The sequence below is a fragment of the Jannaschia pagri genome, assembly GCF_019655435.1.
Lineage (GTDB): Bacteria > Pseudomonadota > Alphaproteobacteria > Rhodobacterales > Rhodobacteraceae > Jannaschia > Jannaschia pagri.
On the sequence record NZ_BPFH01000010.1, the window covers coordinates 40,800 to 62,054 of the forward strand.

17 protein-coding genes and 1 pseudogene are annotated in these 21,255 nt (G+C 62.2%); 7 read left to right on the plus strand and 11 right to left on the minus strand.

Annotation, left to right across the window (positions count from 1 at the left end):
* The first annotated feature begins 781 nt into the window (after positions 1-781).
* The 4 genes from K5R33_RS18300 to K5R33_RS18315 all read left to right on the plus strand — a co-directional run bounded on the left by K5R33_RS18300 (position 782) and on the right by K5R33_RS18315 (position 4,474).
* A complete protein-coding gene (locus K5R33_RS18300; RefSeq protein ID WP_220750529.1) occupies positions 782-1,666 on the plus strand; it encodes a helix-turn-helix transcriptional regulator in 885 nt (294 codons plus the stop codon).
* Between the two features lie 222 nt (positions 1,667-1,888).
* Positions 1,889-2,836, plus strand: a complete 948-nt coding sequence (locus K5R33_RS18305) for an alpha/beta hydrolase (protein ID WP_220750530.1) — start codon at positions 1,889-1,891, stop codon at positions 2,834-2,836.
* 213 nt (positions 2,837-3,049) lie between these two features.
* The gene (locus tag K5R33_RS18310; protein ID WP_220750531.1) at positions 3,050-3,601 is read left to right on the plus strand and encodes a nuclear transport factor 2 family protein; all 552 of its coding nucleotides are present in this window, start codon (positions 3,050-3,052) and stop codon (positions 3,599-3,601) included.
* Positions 3,602-3,628: 27 nt separating this feature from the next.
* Entirely contained in the window at positions 3,629-4,474 is an 846-nt protein-coding gene (locus K5R33_RS18315) for an oxidoreductase (RefSeq protein ID WP_220750532.1), read from the plus strand.
* Between the two features lie 141 nt (positions 4,475-4,615).
* Here the strand turns inward: K5R33_RS18315 and K5R33_RS18320 are convergent, their stop codons facing one another.
* From K5R33_RS18320 to K5R33_RS18330, 3 genes are all read right to left on the minus strand, one after another.
* Positions 4,616-5,923, minus strand: a complete 1,308-nt coding sequence (locus K5R33_RS18320) for a WD40 repeat domain-containing protein (protein ID WP_220750533.1) — start codon at positions 5,921-5,923, stop codon at positions 4,616-4,618.
* Between the two features lie 58 nt (positions 5,924-5,981).
* Positions 5,982-6,437 (minus strand): hypothetical protein, encoded by a 456-nt coding sequence (locus K5R33_RS18325; RefSeq protein ID WP_220750534.1) that lies wholly within the window; start codon positions 6,435-6,437, stop codon positions 5,982-5,984.
* Positions 6,438-6,613: 176 nt separating this feature from the next.
* Positions 6,614-8,605, minus strand: a complete 1,992-nt coding sequence (locus K5R33_RS18330; RefSeq protein WP_220750535.1) for a calcium-binding protein — start codon at positions 8,603-8,605, stop codon at positions 6,614-6,616.
* 674 nt (positions 8,606-9,279) lie between these two features.
* On the opposite strand from K5R33_RS18330, the gene K5R33_RS18335 reads away from it, so the two are divergent.
* Positions 9,280-9,672 (plus strand): metal-independent carbonic anhydrase family protein, encoded by a 393-nt coding sequence (locus tag K5R33_RS18335; protein WP_220750536.1) that lies wholly within the window; start codon positions 9,280-9,282, stop codon positions 9,670-9,672.
* Positions 9,673-9,824: 152 nt separating this feature from the next.
* On the opposite strand, the gene K5R33_RS18340 is transcribed toward K5R33_RS18335, so the two are convergent.
* From K5R33_RS18340 to K5R33_RS18365, 6 genes are read right to left on the minus strand one after another with little or no spacing between them, the layout of a single operon-like run.
* The gene (locus K5R33_RS18340; protein WP_220750537.1) at positions 9,825-10,727 is read right to left on the minus strand and encodes a DMT family transporter; all 903 of its coding nucleotides are present in this window, start codon (positions 10,725-10,727) and stop codon (positions 9,825-9,827) included.
* Positions 10,724-11,518 carry an ABC transporter permease gene (locus K5R33_RS18345; RefSeq protein ID WP_220750538.1) on the minus strand — a complete coding sequence of 265 codons (795 nt, stop codon included), beginning with the start codon at positions 11,516-11,518 and terminating at the stop codon, positions 10,724-10,726. The genes K5R33_RS18340 and K5R33_RS18345 overlap by 4 nt, the downstream gene beginning before the upstream one ends.
* Positions 11,511-12,449 carry an ABC transporter permease gene (locus K5R33_RS18350; RefSeq protein WP_220750539.1) on the minus strand — a complete coding sequence of 313 codons (939 nt, stop codon included), beginning with the start codon at positions 12,447-12,449 and terminating at the stop codon, positions 11,511-11,513. Before K5R33_RS18350 ends, K5R33_RS18345 begins: the two co-directional genes overlap by 8 nt.
* Positions 12,446-13,162 carry an ABC transporter ATP-binding protein gene (locus tag K5R33_RS18355; protein ID WP_220750540.1) on the minus strand — a complete coding sequence of 239 codons (717 nt, stop codon included), beginning with the start codon at positions 13,160-13,162 and terminating at the stop codon, positions 12,446-12,448. The genes K5R33_RS18350 and K5R33_RS18355 overlap by 4 nt, the downstream gene beginning before the upstream one ends.
* On the minus strand, positions 13,156-13,833 hold the full coding sequence (locus K5R33_RS18360; protein WP_220750541.1) for an ATP-binding cassette domain-containing protein: 678 nt from the start codon (positions 13,831-13,833) through the stop codon (positions 13,156-13,158). The genes K5R33_RS18355 and K5R33_RS18360 overlap by 7 nt, the downstream gene beginning before the upstream one ends.
* Positions 13,834-13,840: 7 nt before the next feature.
* Positions 13,841-15,364: an ABC transporter substrate-binding protein gene (locus K5R33_RS18365; RefSeq protein WP_220750542.1), complete on the minus strand. Its 1,524-nt coding sequence runs from the start codon at positions 15,362-15,364 to the stop codon at positions 13,841-13,843.
* A 290-nt stretch (positions 15,365-15,654) separates the two neighbouring features.
* Here K5R33_RS18365 and K5R33_RS19140 point away from each other — a divergent pair.
* Positions 15,655-16,191: pseudogene (locus K5R33_RS19140) on the plus strand (GNAT family N-acetyltransferase).
* Between the two features lie 148 nt (positions 16,192-16,339).
* On the opposite strand, the gene K5R33_RS18380 reads toward K5R33_RS19140, so the two are convergent.
* Positions 16,340-17,587, minus strand: a complete 1,248-nt coding sequence (locus tag K5R33_RS18380) for a calcium-binding protein (RefSeq protein WP_220750545.1) — start codon at positions 17,585-17,587, stop codon at positions 16,340-16,342.
* A 622-nt stretch (positions 17,588-18,209) separates the two neighbouring features.
* Here K5R33_RS18380 and K5R33_RS18385 point away from each other — a divergent pair.
* Entirely contained in the window at positions 18,210-18,923 is a 714-nt protein-coding gene (locus K5R33_RS18385) for a hypothetical protein (protein ID WP_220750546.1), read from the plus strand.
* 1,630 nt (positions 18,924-20,553) lie between these two features.
* On the opposite strand, the gene K5R33_RS18390 is transcribed toward K5R33_RS18385, so the two are convergent.
* Positions 20,554-21,255, minus strand: a 702-nt coding sequence (locus K5R33_RS18390; protein ID WP_373314194.1) for a calcium-binding protein, incomplete at its 5' end; no start/stop codon positions are given.

The following is a 21,255-nucleotide window of genomic DNA, read 5'->3' on the forward strand; positions in this document are numbered from 1 at the left end:
GCCCTGCTCGAACGAGCCGGTTTGGGATGTGGGAAAACGTCGAGCGCGCTGCATGACCAGAGTCTGGCTTGATGATCTTTGTTGGCTGGCGCGACCGCTGGCTTTTCCCAATCCTGACTTATATTGTCGGATATGACAACAGCGGAGTCGTCCTCGACGGGAAAGCGTCCCAGCTGAAGGGGTCTGCGCAGACAATCATTCAGACATCGCCCGCCTGAGATCTTGCGAAGAATCGGGGGCCTTGATTGCGATTGCTGAGCGGTCTGAATCCGTCAGGGGTCGCTGTGACGATCGCTGATGGCCCACCCAAGAGGGCCGACATCGCGCCGGATCGTTTTAGGAAGGCCCCTATGCGGGGAGTTTCCCCGTCCCCAGGGGCGCTCAATGGTGCGATGACGTGTCCATCTTAAAGATACGATCACTCAAACAGGAGTGCCGGATCGGGATCCCAAATCCCGACTGTCTCAGCCCTAACACCCAGGACCCCATTTACCGCCATGGACAGCCAAGACCGCATTTCTTCGTAACAGGCGTCGCACGTCAGGGTAACGCGCGCCCATATCGTCAGCCAAAACTGATAATTCAGATTATGTCAAAAATCTGTTCCGACAGGATCAGCAACTAAGGGTCGGCAGGCGCCTCAACACAAATGACCGAGAACGCCGAAGTCGTTCAAGCTGGCGAAACGGCCCCACAAACTGGGCGAATGACCAAGCGGTCAAAGGTCGACTGTCGCGCTACACAGGCTACCGTCACCGTACACCCATGAGGACCTGGATCGTTGCCGCGCCGATACGAAGACATCTACCCGTCGCTCCCCCTGCTGACGAGCGACGGGTTGGACCATGTCTCGGCCGCGCAACTCATGGCTGTCCATTATTTCCGAGCCGACCCGGACGAGATGCCAGAGGATGTCTTTGTGGAGCATCACGTCCTCCTGAACCTGAAGGCTGAGCCGCACCGCGTGATCAACACGCGCAACGGCGAGGTGCGGGATTTTACCTTCTCAAAGAACGATATCATCGTGACTCCGGCGGGCATGCGCTCTGGCTGGCGATGGTTTGCGCAATCGGATGTCGTCGTCATCACGCTCGATCCGACCCAGGTGCAGAAGTTCGCCGAGACGGAGTTGGGGATGCTGCTCGACCCGCAGCAGCTTGGCGATCTGCCGCTGTTTTCTGATGCTGACCTCTGTGCCGCGGGCGTCATGATCCGGGATGCCTTGGAAGCCAACGACATGACGTCTGGCGTGATGTTCGAGGCGCTCAGCCGTGTGTTCCTGGTCAAGCTTCTGCAACGATACGGCAAACGTCGTCCGGAAGAGGTGGCCCTGTCAGCGCGGTTCACGTCGGCACATTACAACCGCGTCCTGCGGTTTATCCGTGAGAACCTGGAGCGGACCATTAGCCTCGATGATCTCGCGCGAGAGGCCGGGATGAGTGCGTCCCATTTCAGCCGACTCTTCAAGGACACGGTCGGCACACCGCCGATGCAATACGTGATGGCCTATCGGATCGAACAGGCGCTGGAGATGATGCGCGACCCGACGCGGCGCTTGGGCGACATTGCCCTATCGTGCGGTTTTGCCGATCAGGCGCACTTCAGTCGCAGCTTTAAGCAGGTCACGGGCGAGACCCCGCGAAAGCGTCGCGCCGCCATGTCATGACCCCTAGCGTTGCCGGTCTAAGGCGACGCGGATCGGTCACATTTGCCGCGCGTCCGGATTGAGGGACCAAGCGCTCCGTGGCCCCTGAAATCGGAAGCGACCTCCAAAAAGCAAGATCGTTCAAAACCTCCGCAAGCGGCTTCAAGTATGGCCAGCCTGTCCGCCGTATCTCCTGTGTAGTCGGGCAAGACGCCCAAACACACGATAACAGGAGATAGACCCATGAACCTCGCCACACTTTCCGCCACCGCCAGCCTTCTTGCCACCTCGGCGCTGGCCGATGTCGAGACCCGCGCGTTTAGCTTCGAGAATGAGGGCGCCACGCTGTCCGGCACCTTGTACCTGCCCGAAGGCCATGACGGCACCGCCCTGCCAACGGTCGTGGTGACCGGTGCATGGACCACCGTGGAGGAGCAGATGCCCGCCACCTATGCGCAGCAAATGGTGCAGCGTGGCTTTGCCGCTGTGAGCTTTGACTTCCGCGGCTGGGGCAAGTCAGGGGATCTGCCGCAAAACGTCCGCTTTGTCGAAAGCCCCACTGCAAAGACAAGCGATATCGAAGCGGCATTCGGGATGATCGGCGATCTGGCGGAGGTCGATGCGCGCAACATCTTCGGCCTCGGGATCTGTGCCTCCGCTGGCTACATGGTCGACGCCGTGTCCAACACGCCCTCCGTCAAGGCCATTGGCCTTGTGGCGCCCTGGTTGCAGAACGAAGAGATCGTGAATGCGGTGTACGGCGGCGCCGAGGGCGTTCAGGAGCTGATCGAGATGGGGCGTGCGGGCGGTATCATCCCGGCGGCGGGTCCGGCCGGGACCGAAGGGGTTCTGATGCCCTTCGATGGCTACTACAGTGACCCGGCGCTCGGTGCGATCCCGGCCTATGACAACCAATGGAACAACGCCGGTTGGGAAGGGTGGCTGACCTACCACCCTGCCGACAATGCCGAGCGACTGAACCAGCCGCTTGCAATCGTTCACTCCGAAAGCGCGGCCATTCCCCAGGGGGTAAGCACCTTTTTGAATGGCTTTCTTGGCGACGCGACGTTGCAGATGCTGGAAGGAGTCACGCAGTTTGACTTCTACCACAACGACGAAGATGTGACCCGCGCCGCCGATGCCATGGCCGCACACTTCCGCGCCAACATGACCACAGGGGACGACCTGTGACCTCACCCACCCGAGGGGACTAATCGCCCCCACATCTGACCCCGACCATCGCGCGAGTGGCCCGAGCCGCTCGCGCTTTTTCTTGCGCCGACGCACCCGCGCAAGATCGTTCAAAAACTGCGCAAGGACCTGCAATTAACGCCGCTGCATCCTGGGTAGCTTGGTCCCATCGCAGCAACGCCGCTGCCCCAGATCAACCAAAGGAGCAAAGCCATGAATACCTTCATCAGAACCCTCACCGTCGCCGCCCTCACATCGGCACCCGCCTTAGCCACGGTTGTGGGGGAGCCTGTCACCGCTGACACGCTCCTGGACCGGGCTGAGATGATCCGCATCGCAGATGCCCTGGACGCTGCCGTGGATGCCAAGGATTGGACCGCTGCGCGCAGCCTCTTTGCGGATCAGATTACCGTGGACTTCACGTCACTCGTGGGCGGTGAACCCGCCACGATCCCCGCTGATGGCTTGATCGCCGGTTGGTCATCGAACCTGACTGCGGACAAGACCAGCTTTCACCTACGGGGCAACCACCGCATCGCCTTTGACGGACCGGACACCGCCGTCATGCACAGCCACGGCTATGCCTGGAACCGCATGGAGGCCGGCGCATTGCCAGAAAACGGGGGCGAGGCGCTGTGGGAGGTCTGGGGCAATTACACCCATGAATTTGCGCGCGGCGCAGACGGCTGGCGCATCACCGGCATGGTCTTTGAGGCCACGGCAGAGCGCGGCAGCACCTTCGTCCGCAACACCCCAGGATCCTAAGAACATCAGACGAACAGGAGATATAACATGACACAGACTTGGTTTATCACCGGCGCATCCTCCGGCTTCGGGGCTGCCTTCGCCCGTCATGCACTCGCACAGGGCCACAACGTGGCCGTCACGGCACGGCGGCTGGACAAACTCCAACAGATCGCGGCCCTTGCGCCGGGTCACGTTCTGGCCCGCGAAATGGACGTCACGGACCCCGCGCAAGTGAAGGAGGCGGTCCAGGCTGCGGAAGATCGCTTCGGGGGCATCGACGTCCTCATCAACAACGCAGGTTACGGCATCGTCGGCGCAGTCGAAGAAACGCCGGAGGCCGAACTCCGCGCGGTCATGGAGACGAATTTCTTCGGCGCCGTTGCCGTCACCCAAGCCGCCTTACCCATGATGCGGCAGCGGCGGAGGGGGGCCATCGTGATGATGTCCTCGCTTGGCGGGCAGCTGTCGTTTGGCGGCTTCGGCCCGTACTCCGCCAGCAAGTTCGCCCTCGAAGGGATGACCGAAGCACTGGCACAAGAAATCGCGCCCTTCGGCCTGAAGGCGATGATCGTGGAGCCGGGCGCCTTTCGGACGGACTTTGCCGATACGGCCCTGCGCCACATGCCAAAGATCGCGGCCTATGGTGAGATCGTGGGCGGCACCCGCGACTTTGCCAGCGCCATGCACGGCACGCAGTCGGGCGACCCCCTGAAGGCCGCAGCAGCCATTGAGGCAGCCCTGGCAAACGAGACCACGCCCCTGCGCCTCCCCCTGGGAGATGATGCTGTGGATGCCATTCGTAGCCACGGGGAAGATCTGCTGGCGGAACTGACCAAGTGGGAGCCCACGGCGCGCAACGTCAATCTCGATCTGTCTGAGACGGCGGCCTGACACGGCAAGGGGCGGCACGATTGCCGCCCCTGCCCCAAAATCTGAGGACCCAAGACGGTCCTGCCGGAATGTCATCGCCCCGAGAAACACACGTAACCTGTGCCGCGGCGCTCAACACCACGCCGCGACAGCACTCTCACCCTAATAGCTCACCCGCTCTGCGGTCAGCCGCGCGCGATTGTCGTCTGACAGCAGGTCGGTCTGGCGCTCCAACCAACCGGGCAGATCGTCCATGATACGGACGCGCGGTTCACGCCAAGACACTTCGCCCATGGGACGTCCTTCCAGGCTGCGGACGACCAAGCGGTGCCACTCGCCATCGTCGGCGTCCAGGTCCAACGCGTCACCGGTCTTGAGGTCAATCAGCACCGAAGGCGCTTCGTAATCGTCAAAGCGGATCGCGCTGCCGTCCTTGGAAAACGCCATGCTCGGGAATGTGCCGATCTCAGATGGGTCAAACTCCCGGATGATATCGCCGCTCGGCTCCAACACGCGGACAGTGAAGTCTTCGCCCCGTATGGCCATGCGTCCGGTTGTGCCGTCGATGGCAACCTCCATCATGGCGCCCTTCAGATCGGTCGCAATCGGCTGCAACGCCCAAGCCGCCGTCACGCGGGCAAGATCGACCCGGTCCAGCGCACCGTTCAAGTCGCGGGACAGGAACACCAACCCAGGCCCGTCCCTATCAGAGGGGTCCACATGGAGCATTCCAATCGGACTCACCCCTGAGCCAAACTGGACCGTGTCCCGGGTGTCGGTGTCAAAGACCAGGAGCGCCCCCCGGTTCGGAGAGACCCCGGCCACCAAGTATCGCGAAGATCTGTCAAACTGAAAGCTGAGCGCGGGAAAGTCGCGCTCCATCACGGGCACGCGCCCGACCTGGGTGCCGGTTGCCGTCTCCCAAATGTATACGGCCCCGTCTTGGGAGGAGGTCGCCGCGACGAACGCGCCATCATCCGAGAACACCGCAGGCGGCATCCCCGCCCCGATGCTGGCCGTCATGTCCGAGGGCAAAAGGTCATGGAGCACCTCGCCCGTGGTCGCGTCCCACAGGTGAAAGGCGTCTTGGTTGTCGATGCCATCGGCGCCCATCGCGGGCATCATTGGCCCGGTCGTGAGACGTGTGCGATCCGGGCTGATCGCGACCTGCACCGCATTTGTAACCGGCAGGTCGAGCGTATAGCTCCGCCGCACCTCATCCAGAGCCGCCAAAGCTTCCGGGAACAGCCCAGGATCCACACGCGCCGCATCCGCTGGCAGCCCGGCGAGGGCAAAGAACCTGGCTTGCTCCAAGTCACCCTCCGCCAGAGCATCTGCGGCTTGGCGCGCGAAATCCTTGGACATGAAGGTCGCAAGACGGGTCTCAACCTCCGTCTGTGCCACAAGCGGCGGAGCTGTGACGACAAATGCACCAAACAGAACGACCTGACAGAAACGCGCTAGACCCATTTCAAACATCCTAAGCGAACCACATACCAAATTCGTCGGAGATCCACATCGCGGGCCCCTAAACCGCGCAGCCCCGGGGCGCCATATTCCCAATGGCCTTCGACGATCCCTTTAGGGAAAACTGGCCCACGGTAGCGCCTGGCAAGGCAATGACCAGGGTCCTGCCCGACCGCAGCGCGGACACCACCTTGTCGATGGATGGGAAGTCCAAAAAGATCTCATAGCGTTGAAAGCCAATCCGCACCTCGCCCGACGCGACCGGAACCTGATCCACCACAAATGTCGCGCGTGTGCCTTCGCGCAAGGCGATGCCCTGAACGAAGAAAGACGGATCACCGCCGTTCCCGCATTCGAGGATAAGGTCTGTGACACCATCGGTGTCCGTCACACGGGCTTGACCGGCCAAGCCAACGCTGCCGTCATAGCGCCAATCCGCCAAGGCGGGGGCCGCGCTAAGACAGAACGCCGCACACCACGGTGCGGCACGGCGTATCATTCGACGCAAGTAGAACATGTTCACGCACTCCGATTTCCGGCAGCAGTAGACCTTGCGATCCCTGCTCCGATGCTCCTGCCACGCGATGTAACTAACCACCCGGCGCCGTCGTTCGATCCGCACCCCACAAGTGGGGTCCAGCCAAGCCCACCGCTGGTTCGTCGCGGTGGGCCTGTCGTAACCCAATCCCTGCCCTAGAACAGGATGACGTCCTCCAGACCGAGGACCGCGCCACCTTCGATCGTGGCCACAAGCTCCCGGTCGCCATCGCCGTCCGTGTCGATCAGCAGACGGCCCGTGCGGGCGCTGTAGCCAACCGATCCGCTCTGGAGGAGATCGTTAAACACCTGAACCGTCAGATCCCGAATATTGATGCCGGGCGCGCCGATCCCAAGCAGCTGATCATCAATGGCCAGACGATTGTCACCCGCCGTCCAATCGGTGATGAGCACGTTGGGGTCGGTGCCGCCCAGGGCGGTCAGAACGAAGGTATCCGCCCCGCCACCGCCGGTCATCGTGTCTTCCCCGCCAAAGCCGACCAGGATGTTGCTGCCGGAGTTGCCCAGCAGAACTTCGTCCGCGCCCGTCCCATCAAGCCGGATGTTGCCGGTCCCCGTGGCCGTGACCTGTTCGATCCCAGCTTGCGACGTGAAATTGCTCGACGTGCGCACCTCGTCGAAGCCTTCGTCCCCGACGGCTTCCAGGATCGTGTCGCGTCCCTCGATGATGAACACATCGCTGCCAACGCCGCCGCGCAAGACGTCGTTGCCAGCGCCACCGACCAAGAGGTCATCGCCCAGGCCGCCTGTCAGGGAGTCGTTGCCAGCGTCGCCCTGCAGGGTGTCGTTGCCTTCACCGCCGCTCAGACTGTCGTCTCCGCTGCCACCGGACAGGGAGTCGTTGTCCGCACCACCCAGGAGCGTATCGCCCCCCGATCCGCCATCGATGACGTCGTCTCCAGCACCGCCTTCAGCACTGTCCTCACCGGCATCCGCCGTGATCAGATCTGCACCGTCGTTGCCTTGCAGGGTGTCGTCGCCGTCGCCACCGAACAGCGTGTCCGCACCTGTGCCGCCTTGGACGTCGTCATTGCCGGCTCCACCACCGATCTGATCGTCTCCGTCCTCGCCCAGCAGCTGGTCGCTGCCGTCTTGGCCCAACAATGTGTCATTGCCTGACCCGCCGAGGACGGTGTCGTCGTCGAGCTCCGCACGGACGGAGTCGTCACCGTCATCGCCCCGAATGATGTCTTCCCCGGCGCCGCCGAAAATAACGTCGTTGTCGGCGTTCCCAGCAATGGTGTCATTGCCAGCATCCCCAACCAGGGTATCGTCCCCTGCCCCGCCGGTGATGACATCGAAACCGTCACCACCACGGGCAACATCCGCACCATTGCCACCATCAATCAGATCGTTGTCCAGATCGCCCAGCAGGCTGTCATTGCCCACGCCGCCTGTGATGGTGTCCTCCCCCGGACCGCCATTGATGGCGTCGACACCGTCGCCCCCATCCAAGATGTCATCACCTTCGCGACCCAGCAGCGTGTCGTTGCCACCGCCGCCACTGACGGTGTCATTCCCACCCAGGGCATCGATCGAGTTATTTTCATCATCGCCCGTCAGGCTGTCCGGACCATCGGTCGGGCCCTCTGGCTCCGGCGGGGCATTGACCGTTACGGATGTCGTGCGCAGGTCCGAGAAAGAGAACGACCGTCCCGGTCCAAACGAATCCGTCTCGGGGATCGGAGCAAACCCGTCGAAATTGGCGAGGAAGAAGTTGGTAATCTCGTTGGCGTTGGAGAACTCGGGCAGCTCCGCCCCCGCCACGTCAATGAAGTAATCCAGGGTTGGAACAACATCGCTCGGGACTGCTTGAAGCACGTTCAGTATGTACGTGACGCCGCCGCTCCATGTGAGCTGACCAAACTCTACATCGATAATGTACAACCCCTGAGCTTCGATATCACGAGCATCGACGCCGTCCAAAACTAAGCTTATTTCCTCCGGATTGAATTCAACCTCAGGCAGAAAATCGAATGTGTTTTCGATGTTATAGCGAACCGTGTCGGACGGCTCCCCGGGGAAGGTAATTGCAACTGTACCCGACTCCAGCGTTCTAATGAATTCATCGTCTTCGAAAGATCCAAGCAAGTCACCCTCGAAGGTAAACGTCGTCGTCGTGGTCATTTTCTACTCCACCGCTTATCGAAAAATCCGTTTATTATGTGTCGCTAACGACCCGGGATGACAAGTCTGTGACGATGGCTATCGGATAACAGCCCAAAGGCGTGCTGAATTGTTAAGCATTCGTCAAAGGACCTCCAGCGCGCGGAATGCCGAGCCCATCCATTTGGGCGAGACCCTATTTGGAGGGCCTGCCGTCCACAGCGCTCAGGCGTTGGGTTGGGGCTTGGCACGCGGCCCATTCGAGACCCCACGGCGAAGATTGGCCGCGCAATAACCTGTCCCGCCTTCCCGTCGGTGACACCGGTCTACTCAAGCGGTCGTTGTCATGGAATTTATCTCTATAGAAGATGCTGAGACGGTAACGCTTCAACGGTGCGATTGCGCGCATCGCGTGGCCGAAGGATCTCCTCTCAACGCCAACGCCCGCAACAGGATAGCCGACACAAGGAAGCGAGCGTAGCGGCGATGACCACGCCCTGGGTCCTTGCTTCGAGCCGTCGCCCGTTGCAGATAGCGGCCCACTAACAATGCTGTTCCACGGGGCCGCAGGCAGTCAGACCCTGTCCTGCACACCACGCTCCTGCCCAGAGGAGGGCCAGAAGATTTCTAATCGCGACTATGAACCGATGACGAAGGCCGAGGTCGTCACCGCTCAACGAAACTGGGCACGCTGCGTGACTGAGCAAGACGTGGACGGCCTACTCGACCTCTACGATTTCGGCGACCCCGATGCGCCCGTCCTCTTCAAGCCGACGCTCGCGGATGTCATCCGCCTCGACCGCGAAGGCGCGCGGGCTTACTTTATCGGCGGCAACTCGGCCTACCCCCAGGACGGTGGCTTCCTGAAGCGCGGCTGGAAAACGGTCGAGTTCCAGAGCGCCGTCGGGCCTATCCTGAAAGCCGGGGGCCTCGGGTATAAGGACATGGGTCACTACACCTTCGTCGACGGGGACGGGAACGCGACCCGGGCCGACTACACCTTCGCCTATCACAAGATCGAAGGACGGGTGCTGATCTCGCTCCATCACTCGTCGCTCACCTGGCTGCCGCCCGTCGCCCAGTCCTGATCGCCGGTACGCTGCCGTGAGGGTGCCTCAGTCTTCCATGGGGTGACCAAACCGGCGCACTGAAACGAACGTGGGCGCTGCCGCAGTGGCTGCGCCCTCCCAAATGCCGGGAGTTTCCGGCTCGCCGCCACCCGCCCCAGCCCTGAACCGATCTACGGGTGTGTCTGCGCGGGCGTCGGTCCTCGCCTCAAGACCGGTTCTTTGGCCGCGATCACCGCCGCCCCGACAATCAGCGCACCCGCCCAAAAGAACGTCACCGAGAGCGGTTGCCGGAAGAGGAGCAGATCGGCGAGCACGGGCCACAGCAAGGCGACATACTCGAACGGCGCAAGGCGCGACGCCTCAGCATAACGAAAGGCCAATGTCATCGCGATATGGGCGAAGCCACCGAACAGGCCAGCGCCGATCAGCAACGCCAGCGTCCAGCCATCGGGGACAACCCACCCCAATGGCAAAGTGACCAACCCACCCGCCATTGACGCGAGAATGAAGTAAAAGGCGATGGCGCCGGGGCTTTCGGTTGTGGTGAGGCTGCGCACCATAATCAGCGCCAGCGCCGCGAGACCCGCCGACGCCAGGCCAAGCAGGTATCCGGTGATCCTGTCGTCTGCGGCTTCGCGACCAACCTCCGGCAAGACCAGCACAACCACACCAGCAAACCCAAGACCCAGCCCCGCGACGCGCCAGATGGTTAACCGCTCACCCAACAGGGCCACGGCGGCGAGCGCCGTCAGGACCGGGGACAGCTGCGCGATCAGACTGGCCTCGGCCACGTTCAGCCGGGCGAGGGCAGCAAAAGACGCAAACAGCGCAAGCGCCCCAAAGCCTGACCGCAGCAGATGCGCGCCGGGGCGCTTGGTGCGCAGGCCGCCCGGAAACTCTTTGCGCAGCCAGAGGAAGATGACCAGCGGGATCAGCGCGAAGAAGGACCGGAAGAAAACGATCTCGCCCAAGGGCACCGCGGCGCTCACGGCTTTGGCGCAGACCAGCATCCCGGCGAACAGGACCCCCGACACAAGGCGCAGCGAGATGCCCAATGTGGCCCTGTCGGTCATGGCCCGTCACGCTCCTCCGCCAAAGCGTCGCGGAGGGCGTCGCCCGCTAGATTGATCGCCAGAACGCTGATCACCACGGCAAGCCCTGGCCAGATCATTTGCAAAGGCGTGGAGCGGATATGCACGCGGGCATCCAGCAGCATGCTCCCCCATTCGGGATTGGGTGGCTGCACCCCAAAGCCCAAAAACCCGAGCGCCGAGATGCCCAGAATGGCGCGGGCAAACATGCCGGTCCAAACCACGGTCAATGACGGCAAAAGGGACGGCAGATAGTGCCAGCGCGCAATCGCCAGCCCAGACATGCCCGCAAGCTGCGCCTGAATGACGTAGCCGCGTGTTTTCAGGGACAAACCGATCCCCCGTGCGACGCGCGCGTATCGCATCCAGCCTGTGACCGCCAAGGCGAAGATCAAGCTCCACGTCCCACCGCCCGTGAGGCCCGCAATCACGATGGCGGCCACCAGTTCGGGAAAGGCGAGGAAGGAGTCCGTCGTGCGCATGGTGACCCAATCCGTCAGACCTCCGCCCAAGGCGGCCAAGAGTCCGATCGCCGTGCCGATGACCAGGCTGATGAGCGACACGACAAAGGCCAATCCCAGGGACCACCGCGCCCCATGGAGGATGCGCGACAGGATATCCCGCCCGAGCGCGTCCGTCCCCAGGGGAAACTCCGAACTTGGCGGGGACAGGCGGTTGGGAATGTTGATTGCGGTTGGATCATAGGGCGCGAACAGGGGCCCTATGCCCGCGACCGTGACCATCACGACGGCCAGCATGACGACGCTACGCATCGCGGCCTCCGATCCGGGGATCAAGGATGCGATAGGCCACATCAATCACAAGGTTCACTGTGACAAAGATCAGGGCCGTCAGCACGACGACCGCCTGCACATGGGGAAAGTCCCTCGCCATAATCGCCGTGACCAGAAAGGACCCAAGCCCCGGACGGCCAAAGATCGCCTCAACCAGGACCAGCCCCTCCAGCAGAAAGGCCAGCTCAAGCCCCAGAACCGTCAGGACGGGCACCGCAGCATGGGGCGCCACGTGATCGCGCCCGATGGCGGCCGATCCGACCCCGCGCCGCCGAAGCGCAGGTAGGAAAGGGCGCGCCCGCGCCTCCAGAATCCCCGACCGGATGATCCGCGTGAGCGACGCGGCAACACCCAGGCCGAGCGTCACAGCCGGCAATATCCCATGGGCCGGCGTGCGTGCGCCCATGGCGGGCAACCACGCCAGGTGCACGGCAAAAATCAAGATCAACAGCAGGCCCAACCAATAGGCTGGAATGGCGGTGCCCAGTGTCGCCACCGCGACCGACGCCCGATCCAACCAACCACCGGGCCGCCGCGTGGCGAGGTAGGCCAGCGGTAGGGACACTCCGATCCCGATGACCAACGCCGCAAGCGCGAGCGGAAAGGTATAGCCCATGGCATTGCTCAAATCGGGCCAAACCGGGCGCCCGGTCACGGACGAATGCCCGAAATCCAACCTCAGCAGCGGCCCCAGCCAATCCAAGAACGCGACCCAGAACGTCCGATCCAGCCCCGCCTCGACGCGGACTTGATCAATCACATCGTCGGTCAGCAGCGCATCGAACCGCGCCATCGCGATGGCCTGCGCCGGATCGCCCGGTGAATTCCAGAGCAGTGCAAAGGTCAGTAGCGCCGTGCCGAACAACACGACCACCGCCCGCAGCAGCAGACCCGCCAGCGCGGCGATCATGCGGCCGCCTCCAAGGATCCCAGGGCAATCGCCGCATCGCGCAACTGACGCCCATAATCTGACTGTGGGGCCAGCGCAAAGGCCCGGGGCGACGCGATTTCTTCAATCCGACCGGCCTTCAGGACCGCAATCTCGTCCCCATGGGCCACGGCATAGCCCAGATCGTGGGTGACGATCAGCGCGGCAAAGCCTTCTTCCCGTTGCAGGTCGCTGATCAGCCGCGCGGTCTGTTTTTGCGTCACCGCGTCCAAAGCCGAAAGGGGTTCGTCGAACAGCACCAGCGGCGGTGCCGCGATCAACGCCCGTAGGATGCCCACGCGCTGCGCCTGTCCGATGGACACCTCACCTGGCCTGCGGTCGAGGATCTCTGCCGAAAGATCCAGACCCGCGCAAAGCCTCTCAAGCCGTCCCTCTGCCGGTCCGCGCCGCAGCGGCTCCATAACAGACCGGCGCAGGGAGAGCGCCGGGTTAAACGCCGCGCGCGGTTCCTGCATGACCAGGGCCGGGCGACAGGCCCGCACGGCCGCTCCGCACCAGGCAACGGTGCCGCTCGTCGGTTTCAACAACCCAAGGATCGTCGCAATAAGCGTTGATTTGCCCGCCCCGCTCTCACCGACGACCGCAAGCGTTTGGCCTGCAGGCAACCGAAGGGATACATCCCGTAGCGTGGGGGTTTTGCCGCGTTTCACCGACACCTTGGTCAACTCTAGCATGGCACCATGGCCCAGCTTTTGTGGGCCGTCAGAGCCCGCGCCGCGACCGACTGAGGACGCGCGAGAATATCTTCCGTCGCGCCCCGTTCGACCACCCTCCCCTCGGCCATCACCATCAGTTGGGACACCCGCCGCGCGGCAAGGCCCAGGTCGTGGGTGATCAGCATCATCGCCGTGTCCCGTCCCTGCAAATGACGCTCTAGAAGGTCCATCGATGCCGCCGCAACCACCGGATCAAGGGCCGAGGTCGGCTCATCCAAGACGATCAAATCCGGTGTCCCAATCAGCGCCATGGCGATCACGAAGCGCTGCTGCATCCCGCGGCTCCAGCCCCAGGGACGCTTGCCCATGTCACCGCCGTCGATCCCTAGGGCGGAAAACAGCGCCGCCCGGTCCACGTCCACACCACCAAGCGCGCGCTCCGCCTCGCGCCAGTGGAAGGCCATGCTGCGCAACGGATCTAGCGCCTCGTCCGGGCTCTGCGGCACGTGGCTGACGCTATGCCCCTGCCCCCGCAGATCATCGATCAGAGCGTGGCCCACCGTGGACTTGCCCGAGCCTGAGGACCCCACCAGACCCATCCGGTCGCCGGGAGACATCGAGAGAGAGGTCGAATGCAAGATCGTCCGACCCGCGCGCACCACACGCAAGCCGGACACCGTCAGTGTCATCGACAGATCATTCCGCAAAGGTCGTTTCGTGCTTGATCCAGTAGGTCTCGGTCGGATGGACGCGGTAGCCGTCCAACCCGGGCTTGGCGACGTTCACCTGGTTCACGTGATAGACCGGGATCATGGCGGCATCGGCTGCGATGATCTCCTGCACCTGATCATAAATCACGCCGCGCGCATCCTGATCAAAGGTGGCGCGCCCTTGCTCCAACAGCGCGTCCAGTTCGGCGTTGCTATAGCCGCCCGAGTTGGACCCTCCGTCGGTCTTCAACAGCGTCTCCAACACGCCACCCGGGTCGCCGTGTGGCGTCATCACCCAGGCCTGCAGGAACATATCGGCCTCGTTCGACGCGATCAGATCGTTGCTGGCACCCCATTCCCCGACACGGACATTCGCCGTCACGCCAATGGCCGCGAGGAACGCCTGGGTCAGCTCTGCGGTCGGCGGCAAGGCCGCGCGGGAGGAATAGGTCACGATGTCGATCTCAAGCGGTTCGCCCTCCAGCATCCACTGGCCGCCCTCGTTGACAGCACCGGCCTCGGCCAACAGGGCTTCGGCCTTGGCCGGGTCGTAGGTCGGCGTGATGTCAGCGGCCCAGCCTTTCCCGGCTGGGAAGGTCGTGCCAGCGGCCACGCCCCCCACGCCCGACAACACAGCCTCCACAATGCCGTCGCGGTCGATAGCAACGGAGACGGCTTGGCGGATCAGCGGGTTCGACATGGGCCCCGCTTTTGCGTTCACGGTGTAGAAATAGAGCCGCGCCGTCGCAGCGGTGAAGCCCGCCGCCCCCGTGTCCAAAATCCGCTCGTAGTCCGTCTCAGGGTAGTTGATCACCATATCCACGTCGCCCGCCTCAAAGGCCAAGGCCGCGGTGGCAGGCGACGGGATCCCCACAACCTGGACCTCGGCAAGGCCCGGCGCCCCAAGGCGATAGTTCGGGTTGGCCTCCACGCGATACAATTGTTCCGGGATAGCCTCCTGGAAGATAAACGGCCCCGTTGCGTTAATGGGGAAGTCCTCGGACGGGCGGCCCAGAACCGCAATCGCCGGGTCGGACAAGGTCCATGGGAAGGCGGAGTTTGGGGTGTTCGTCTCAAACACGACCACATGATCGCCATCGGTCGTCAGACCCGCGAGGTCCAGAAGCTTGGCGACCCGCGCGTTATGGCCCGGATGCGCTTCGTCCAGAATGCCCTCCACCGACGCCACCACATCGGCGGCCGTCACGGGCGTGCCGTCATGGAACAGCACACCATCGCGCAGGGTGACGCGCCAGGTGGTCGGGCTGACCTGCTCGATGCCCTCCGCCATGCGCGGATACAGGTTCAGATCATAGTCGATCCCCATGAGCGTTTCGGTCACGCCGGTTTGGTTCGACATCCACCCATTGTAGCCCGCGCGCGGGTCCGGCACCTCAGCCGTCGGGCCAAATCCCACGGCAATGGTCAGCGATCCTTCCTGCGCGGCAGCCGAAAGGGCCGTCCCAATCGCCAGGGACGAGGCGAGGGCAAATCTGGTGAGGCTGGGCACGGTCGGTGTTCCTTTCTGGTCTCTTGAACACGTGGGCAAACTGGCCGGGCACGGCAGAACCGTCTGTCTGAGGCCGCTTGCGGCCCCGTCGGATAAAATCCCAGGCTGGCGTTCCTTCTCCGACTGGTTTTGTCAGGAGTTGAGCGACCGGTACCCGCGCACGCGTGGGATGACAACCAAAATATGTAATACAATAACATGTCGTCACGGCGCGGTTGGTCTGAACCCGGTTCCGACTGCCCAGACCGTGGCCTAAGCTCCGCCCCGTCACGTTTTCCAACGGATGGTTAATGGCCCGTTCTGATGTCCTCACCGACCGCCTGCGACTGCGCGCTTGGCTGCCGTCTGACCTCGATCAGTTGGACGTCATCCTTGGCGATGCCACCGTCATGGAGTTCAGCGACCACGGGCCGCTGACCCGCGCGGCCCAATCCGCTTGGCTGACACGGGCACAGCGGGCGCAAACGGGCCCTCCGGGAATCCGAGCGATCACCCTACGATCCGATGACTGCCTGTTGGGATATGTATCGCTGTTGGGCAGCGCGGCGCGTCTAGGACCGGGCCACCTGGAACTCGGCGTTCGACTGTCGCGCCATGCCTAGGGCACAGGCTACGCGACCGAAGCGGCGCAGGCATTGATCGGAACGGTTTCAGAAGGCTTCGGTCAGATCGCTGCCATCGTTGATCCGAACAACCATCGGTCGCTGCGTCTGCTCGACCGTCTGGGCATGACACACACAGGCGACCTGATGCTGCCGGGCTATAGCTACCCCGACCGGGTCTATGTTTTGCTAAAGGCCGCGGACGGCATCGCAGGCGGGTCGTAAATTACGTCAGGCGCGACGCTCTAAACGCATAAAGCAGCGAGGCTCTATGTCTTAATTGCAGGATCAGCGCAGCTAATGCCTATACCAAAGGCTGCCGCACAGAAACTCCCGTGATCGCAAAGACACCTCAGTGTAATTCCGCACCCTATTAAACCATATACTCAAAAACAAAGTCATCAGCGGAATAGGCCAAACCCGCGCCAATCTGATCCACCGAAATACCGTCCAACCGGAGGGTGTTCTCGCCCACATATATCTCGGCGCTCCCGTCCGCGTCCCGAAGGTGGTTCTCCAACAGGTCGTCAAAGCTAGTGATGCCGGACCCCTGGACGAACAGAATAACCTCCCCGTCGGTGGCCGCGAAGTCGCTCACCGTATCCGCACCCCAACCGCGCGCGAAGGCGAACACATCCGCCCCGTCCCCGCCGGTCAGCCTATCGTCGCCCCTGTCCCCGGCAAGCGTATCCGCGCCCGCACCGCCTGTCAGAGTGTCTTGGCCCTTGCCACCTCGGAGGAGATCGTCCGCGTCTCCGCCATCCAGCACATCATTGCCTCGCCCCCCAAACAACCTGTCAGCCCCGGCCCCACCGGCGAGCGTGTCATGCCCCGCATTGCCGCTTACCAGATCATCCCCCGCTTCGCCGTCGAGGCTGTCGCTCCCATTTCCGCCCTTGAGCGTATCGTCCCCCTCGCCGCCAAACAGCGTGTCCATACCGGAATTGCCATAGAGGTCATCGGCGTCGGCTCCGCCGTTCAGCGTGTCATTGCCCGACCCACCGTCCATGACATCAATGCCGTCTTCGCCCTGTAGACTGTCGTTGCCCTCCTCACCGGAGAGGCTGTCGTTCCCGCTGCCGCCCTGCAACGTGTCCTCCCCCACTTGACCATGGATCTCATCATTGCCCGACCCACCTAAAAGGAGGTCATTTCCGGTTTGGTCGATCCCGTTAAATATACGTTCGACTGACCCGAACAGGACGTCATCACCAGCTCCACCGTCTATGAAGTCATCGCCTAGGATGCCCGTGAGGGTATCGCGACCTTCTCCCCCCAAGAGCCTATCGGATCCTGTGCCGCCTCTGACAAAGTCGTTCCCGGCCTCCCCAAAGAACTGATTCGACGTTGGTGGCGCCGGTTCGTCCCGGCCACCTTCGACGAAAATGTTAGGGGCAATGAAATCATCCCCATCTCCGCCGTTTGCAATGTTGTTGCCCAGCCCTGCTCCGATAAAGTCATCTCCTGGCCCGCCTGATATGGTGTCATTTCCGGCGCGCCCTCGAATTGTATCCTCGCCCTCCCGACCGAAGATCTCATCATCGCTTTCGGTACCTCCGATAAAATCACCTTCGTCGGTTCCGGTGAAAACATTGCCTTCAATGATGATTCCGACTGACATATCAAATAGCTTCCTAAAGTGTTTCGCTGTGGCATGCCCTTATTCGGGTGATCCACCCTAAGCGTTAGAGCATTGTCGGACCCTAATCCATGGAAAGGATTTACCCTTGCGTGCGGGGCAAAACACCAAGCCACTCTGCGGCCAAATCGCATTACACGGAGCGCATCCCCATTCAGCTAACGTCTTCACCCCAGCCAGGGATATGAAAAATCCCAGCGATGTGCCGCCCATCCTGAAAGCTGGATTGAGCGCTTTCGCAGGCGCCCTTTGTCCAACGGCAAGGACGGCGCCCAGGGCACCGGACCACATCACCGCCCCAAACCGAAACGCACCGCTCCGGCCCTGGGGCACATACATGAGCCCTCGCCGCGCGAACGCGCACGACAAAGCAAGGTCCGGGGCAAGGTAGGCCCCAGCCAGTCCCGCTTTGACTGCTCACCTCGCCTCCGGACCCCCTCTCGCCCGCGACCGTACCACGCCTGTCGTTAACCTCGCGTTCTACACGCGTGGACCGGTTCCCGTCCGATATGTCCCGGAACGGTCACGGAAGCGCCTCGAACCAGTCCTGCGCGCCGGAGTAGCCATGTCGGGCCCCGTGCCCCGATGTGAAGGACGCCGCACCATGAAACTGATCGCGAGTCTTCTAGTTGCCGCGAACACGGTCTGCCCCGCCATGGCCGAGGAGGGCCCCGCGACCGTGCAGATCGGCACGCGCATTTTCCTCGTCGGCCAAGTCCCGTGGGAGACGGAGTACGACCCCACTTTCCTGCCCATCAATGGTGTGGACTGGCTCGATGAGCTCATGGAAGCCGACCCCGTTATGGGGCCTCGATATGGTGTATTCGTCGTGGACGGAGATAGGCCATCACTGACATATCTCTTGGCGACCGGATGGAGGGAGAGCCATTACGGCAACCAAGCGCTTGTGCCAGAGGCATTCCGCATCGAGGGGCTCACTATCGAGGTGCGCTCGGAAGCCCCGCAACCGTTCGCATCATACCTTATCCTCGACAATGACGAGGCCCCAACCTGGCAGGCGCAATGTACGTACCGATACCCCCAAGACCATCGGAGCGAGTTCAGCGGATGTACGATGATGGTGACCTACTGGGGTGATCATGATCTCGATGTCGCGCTGCGCATCTACGCCCCGCCCTATCTGTCGGAGATCGGCGAGAGCTTCCCTGCCCTCGCTGCGCGGATGGTGGAACTCCTAACCTGTCTCGACGTCACTGACGACCCGCCCGCCAATGATACCGATGCGAGAGCACGTCTTGCGACCCTCCGTTCCGAGAACCCCGAACTCCGAGGATGTGACCCAAAGCTGCTGTCGTGACGCGGACGCGTCGCCAACGCGCCCGCTGGGTTTGAGGAGGATCCGAGATGTCTGTCGGACTCTTCAGCGCTGCCGTCGCCCCATCACGAAACGATCCTGCGGGTGTGTCGCGCCAAGGCGCAGGTTTGTTCCGCTCAGGACACCAAGAGAGCGCAATTGAAGGTCGACAAGTGCGAAGTCCATCTGCATTGGGCGGTGCTAGAATGATAGACACAGAGAATATTACGATTGACATTATCTATCGCGTAGATGCCTAACGTCGCGCTGGTGAACAAGCCAAGACGCTGGCCACAAAGCGCATCCGATCAGAGTACTACTCATCTAAATTCAATATCTTACCTCTAGGCCAACGTCTTAACCTCGGATGCCAGCTCTGTCCGCTGAAACCCTTAACCAGCGCCCTCCAAACAGGCGCCTGACCATCCAGAGCCAAGTGCCAGTACCGTCAGCGAGGTTTGGATACCGAGCGACCCTGCCCGCGCAAATCCGAACCGACTTACTGAACGAGCGGAGAAATGTGCCCCTGTGTCAGAAACCAACGCAAGCGCTCGCCGGAGACGACATCCACCCAACGCCCGCGGCGTCCCGTGCCGATCAAAGTCCAAACCACTCGATGGCGCCTATGACGTCTTGGTTCGTGGAGACAGCGAACCCCCAATCACGCCGCGGTACTTCCACGCTAAACGCGTGCAAAGGGTCAGTCACCGCCACAAGATCATCCAGCGGCTGGGTCAATCCCGTTCGAACATCACTCTACGCTGCCCTATCGAACAGCGAACAGGCCCGTATCGAAAGCAAGTAGATTTCCGAACCCTCATACCCCAAAGCTTGGCTCAGCATGACCCCAAACAATGACCGCCAGATCGTACGCACCGACATGGGCGGCTGCGTTACCCCAAAACCTGAGTGGCACCCGAAACGCCGCTGCTAGAACAGAAACCCGCCTTACGACGAGGTGTCGCAACACAGCGACCTGAGCGCGATCACCCTGCGCTTCGGATGAAGTCCTCGGCATAGGCATTCGCAGCGCAGTGTAGGGGTCATATACCGACTACCGTCCGACGATCCATCACGATCGATCCCGCCCATCATACACCGAGAGGCATCTGCCCCCTATCGGAACGAGACCTAAGGTGACCGGTGACGGTCCCTGACACTAGCTAGATCGAGCAGCCGAACAACTGATACACACCGGGACAGCATTGAGCCGAAAGAAGTGCGGGACCGTGTCCCGACGTGACCGTTAGCCGCCACCAACGGAGCCCATTTTTCGCCCCCTTAGACAAATGCTCAAACCCCCGCACGACAGGTGTACCTTTAGATAACGCGCGCGTTCAATCTCTGGCCAATACAGCGAGAATCAAACCCTCTCTGGCTTTCGTCAAACCCGAAACGCACACGACCAACGGGTTAGTCTCCCGTGCGCCCCCTGTCCCCGATATCTGTGGCGTGACACGCAAACCGAGATAACAACCCGGCTTGCATCAACGCGCCTCGACGCGCCATAGGGCACCTGCGCTCGCGCTCTCCTCCATCCCACCAATTCCATGTGGCCCTCGGTCCCGCCGGGCTAAGACACCTGACGGGACTTGAAAGAGCGGCTCACCCGTTCGGGCAAAAGGCAGGGCACTCAGAGGATAAGCAGGTCATTTGCAAGCTCAGCGATCTCCATATCCTCGACAGTTATTCGGTCACCCCCGCCGAAATCAAAGATCACGTCGCCCCGCGACCCAGTCGCAAAAGCCAAAGCCTCGGCCACAGATGCGACGCCAGATACGTCCAGCCAGAGCGTATCGTCGTTGTCTTCGAAATCCTCGATGACGTCATGGCCACCGCCGGTCTCGAAGATGAAGACGTCATCGTCGCGTCCCCCGTCCAAGCAGTCGTCCCCTGCCCCGCCGGCCAGCGTATCGCGCCCGCGTCCGCCATCCAGCGTGTCATCGCCCGTGCCGCCTATCAGCATGTCGTGACCACGATCACCGTCCAAGATGTCGTCGCCAGCGCGCCCCTCCAGCCGGTTTTCACCGTCGTTCCCGTCCATCTTGTTGTCGAGACCGTTCCCGATTGTCGTAAGATCCCGGTCGTTGCGGAACCGGCTGGCGTCCAGGTCAGCCCCCATGACGAAAGACACCTCAGACTTGTGACGATCATACTGACCTGCCTCGCCCGTCACGACGATCAGGCCCCTGCTGTCGCTCTCATCCCAAGGGTCATCACCCGGTGTCGGATCCGGTTCCGGGTCAGGCTCGGGTGTAGGATCAGGGTCAGGTCCGGGATCGGGATCGGGATCGGGATCGGGATCGGGATCGGGATCGGGATCGGGATCGGGATC